Below are 3,155 nucleotides of genomic sequence, written 5' to 3'. Positions count from 1 at the left end.
TCCACGGGTGGGGCTTGCAGAAGTACGTGAACGCGCCGGGAGCCTCGAAGGTCTTCTTGTAGACGGCTCCGCCGGGCATGTCCCCCGAGTCGAAGGACCCGTCATCCGCGGTGACGGTGTGCCCCTGCGCACCGTTGTTGCGCCAGGTCACGGTCGCGCCCGTCTCGATAACGACGTCGACGGGGTCGTAACCCCAGGTCTGGTAGTCGGTCGCGGAGGGCTCGACGATGGCCACCTCCTTATCGGCGGCCGGGGGGCGGACAGGGTCGCCCGTGACGGCGATCGTCGCGGTGTGGGAGGGGGTCCCTTCGTCGCGGTACGCGATCCTCCCGGGGTTGAGGAACCGGAAGGTCCAGCTCGCGCCCGGTCCGATGGGGGGCGAGCGGAACGAGCCGTCATCGGCGACGAGCGTGTGGGTGCCCCCGACGGCCGGGTAGTGGCCGGCGTTCGTGTTCTTCCAGATCACGACGGTCCCGGTCCGGATCGAGAGGTTCGCTGGAGAGAACCCCAGCTTGCTGACCTCCACGACAGCTTCGGCCTCGGCCGCGCTCGGGGCGGCCACGGACACCAGCGCGACGGACATGGCGAACGCCAGGGCGCCCGTAGCGGCGCGGCGCGCGCTCGTCCTCCAGGACACGTGCGATCCGATCAAGGTCTCTCCTCGTTCTCGGGGCCGGTCCCGCTGCCCTCGGGGCCCTCCCCACAGGGGAGGCCGTGGTGCGGCGGTCCGGTTCTCGTTGCCGTTCGATATTTCTGGCACATCGGAAAGTTGGCTGACGAGCCCGCCCGGATCGTCCGGATCACCCGGTTCCCAGGCCGAGCCCGTCGAGAGCGAGCGCCCACCGTCGGACGCTCGCTCTCAAGGCTCGCTCAGGCCGGGCGGTACGCGATCAGCGCATCGCTCGCGTTCACGTAGATCGTGTTGCGCGCGATCGCGACCCCGGCGTCCAAGCCGGTGGTCGACGGGCGGCCCGTGTCCTGGGCCAGAGGACGGGTCAGGACGGGGATCCCCGTCTCGCGGTCCACCGCGCGGAAGACCCCGGTGTCCGCCTCGTATACGACGCCGTTGGCGACGCTGTTGACGCTGGCCCAGCCGTTGCCGCCCGGCGTAGCCCACTTGACCGCGCCGTTCTGGCTGTCCAGGCCCCACATCGCGCCGTAGGACACGGTCGCGTACACACCCTTGTCGTCCACCGCGGCCGTTCCGGAGTTGCCGAACATGGCCGGGTAGGAGATCGTGGCCATCCAGACTCCGTTCATGTCCGCGGTGTTGACCGCGTGGTAGACGCCGGCCTTCTGCAGGTCGCCCACGATCGTCCGGCCACGGCTGTCCTTCCACAGGTTCGCGGACCCGCCGAAGTCGATGTCGAGCGGCTCGCAGTGCGGCATCAGGTGGGTCTGCTCACAGGCCGGCTTGTAGGTGACGTTGGCCAGGTACAGGTCGGGGATGCCCTTGTAGGACCCCACGATCTTCCCGAACGTCGAACGCTGCCGGTCGACGTCGATCTTGATGATCGCGTTCGTGTGCGGGTGCTCCCGGGCGCTGTACGGGTTCCCCGTCCCGAAGTAGGCGTGGCCGGTCTCGGGGTCGACCGCGGGCGTGGACCACAGCCCGCCCCCCGCGTACCCGTGCGCGAAGTCGTCGTCTGGGATCGTGTGAGCCTTGTGGATGACGGCACCGGTCTGCTGGTCCAGGATCGCGTATCCGCCGCGCATGATCGTGCGCTGCGGACCGCTCTCGAGCTCCTGCAGGCCCGCCGCGAACCCGGTTATGACCATCCCGTTCCAGGCCACGGGGCTCCCAGTGACCGTCACGTGGTACTGGTCGTCGACCGGGGTCGACCAGGCGATGTCACCGGAATCGGCGTCGATCGCGACCATGCCGACCCCGCCCGGGATGTTCACGTTGGCGAAAACGCGCCCGGCGTCGTAGGTGACGGAGGCCCCCGCCTGGGCGGGGACGTTCCACAGCAGCTCACCGCTGTCGGCGTTCAGCTTCACGACGTTGCCGCCGGCCACGAAGTAGACGCATCCGTCCGCGACCACGGGGGTGGCGGACACGCCGCCGATCGGGAAGGTCCAGGCCGGCTCAAGGGTGGCCGCCTCCTTCACGCCGATCGTTGTCTCCGCGGGCTGGAACCGGCGACCGGAGAGGTCGCCGCCACGGGTGAACCAGTCACCGCCGGACGCCGGACCCGCGCAGCCCTCGACGGCCGCGGCCGGACCCGCCACCTGCAAGCTGGCGGCGGTCATCAGGACCGCCAGCAGCAACCTCATAGTGATCCTCATAGGTCCTCCTCGACGGTCCGGGCTAGACGACGGTCAGCGTGCCGCGCATCGACTGGGGGTGGGGGGTGCAGTAGAACTCGTACGTCCCGGGCGCGGGAGCCGTGAAGGTGATCTTCTTCTCATCGGTCTCCCCCACGTTCGTCACGGGCAGAGCCGGACCGCCGATGATCACGACGTTGTGCGGCTGGAGCGGGTCGAGGTTGACGAAGACCACCTTCCCTCCCGAGACCGCGACCGCCTCCTTCGTGGCGAATCCGGCCACGGCCGCCCCGGGCCCGGCGACGATGGGCGTCCCCGTGGCCGCCCCCGCCTGAGGACCTCCCACCGTGGCCATCAGCGCGGCCGCGGCTGCCGCCGCCCCTACCTTCACCTTGCGCATCCGTTCCTCCTGGATCGATGTCGGACCACTCCTGGACGCACCCGCGGCTCAGCGGGCGTCGCGAGGCCAGCCAGGGGGCCGGGCAGCGGACCGGACATGAGCCGACACTCGCCACCCGCCCCAGGGACCTCAGCGCGCAGAGGTTCGCCCTCTTCGAAAGGATCCCTTCCTAACCTTCGGGGAGGGGTCCGGGGCGCGCCTCAGGGCCGGACGGGGCCGTGCGTGAGGCGGTGACGACGTTGAGCAGGCCACTCCAGGGCGGCTCAGCCGCGTCCGGCTGTCGGGTCGCGCTCCTCCGACCCGTGAGTGCGCCAGGGGTGAGCTCGAAGAGAGGTCAGAGCGCTAGTAGGGGTTCGTGGCCCACTCGATGACCCTGGTCACCCAACCCAGGGCACCGTAGACGAGCGGGCCAACCCATTGCACCAGGCCGAAGATGATCTGGAGCGGTTCGCAGTACCAGCCCCAGATCGTCGGGACGCACCCAGCC

General features: G+C 69.9%; 3 protein-coding genes. All 3 read right to left on the bottom strand.

What is annotated here, in order from left to right:
* Nucleotides 1–652 (bottom strand): plastocyanin/azurin family copper-binding protein (locus tag VM840_00340; protein ID HVL80022.1); only part of this gene is annotated, 652 nt, incomplete at its 3' end.
* Between the two features lie 218 nt (nt 653–870).
* Entirely contained in the window at nt 871–2,289 is a 1,419-nt protein-coding gene (locus VM840_00335; GenBank protein ID HVL80021.1) for a PQQ-binding-like beta-propeller repeat protein, read from the bottom strand.
* A gap of 22 nt (nt 2,290–2,311) precedes the next feature.
* Entirely contained in the window at nt 2,312–2,668 is a 357-nt protein-coding gene (locus tag VM840_00330; GenBank protein HVL80020.1) for a plastocyanin/azurin family copper-binding protein, read from the bottom strand.
* Nucleotides 2,669–3,155 lie beyond the last annotated feature (487 nt).

It is taken from the genome of Actinomycetota bacterium (genome assembly GCA_035540895.1).
GTDB lineage: Bacteria > Actinomycetota > JAICYB01 > JAICYB01 > JAICYB01 > DATLFR01.
The sequence above is the reverse complement of the archived record's forward strand: the minus strand, read 5'-3'. Positions and strand labels throughout refer to the sequence as shown.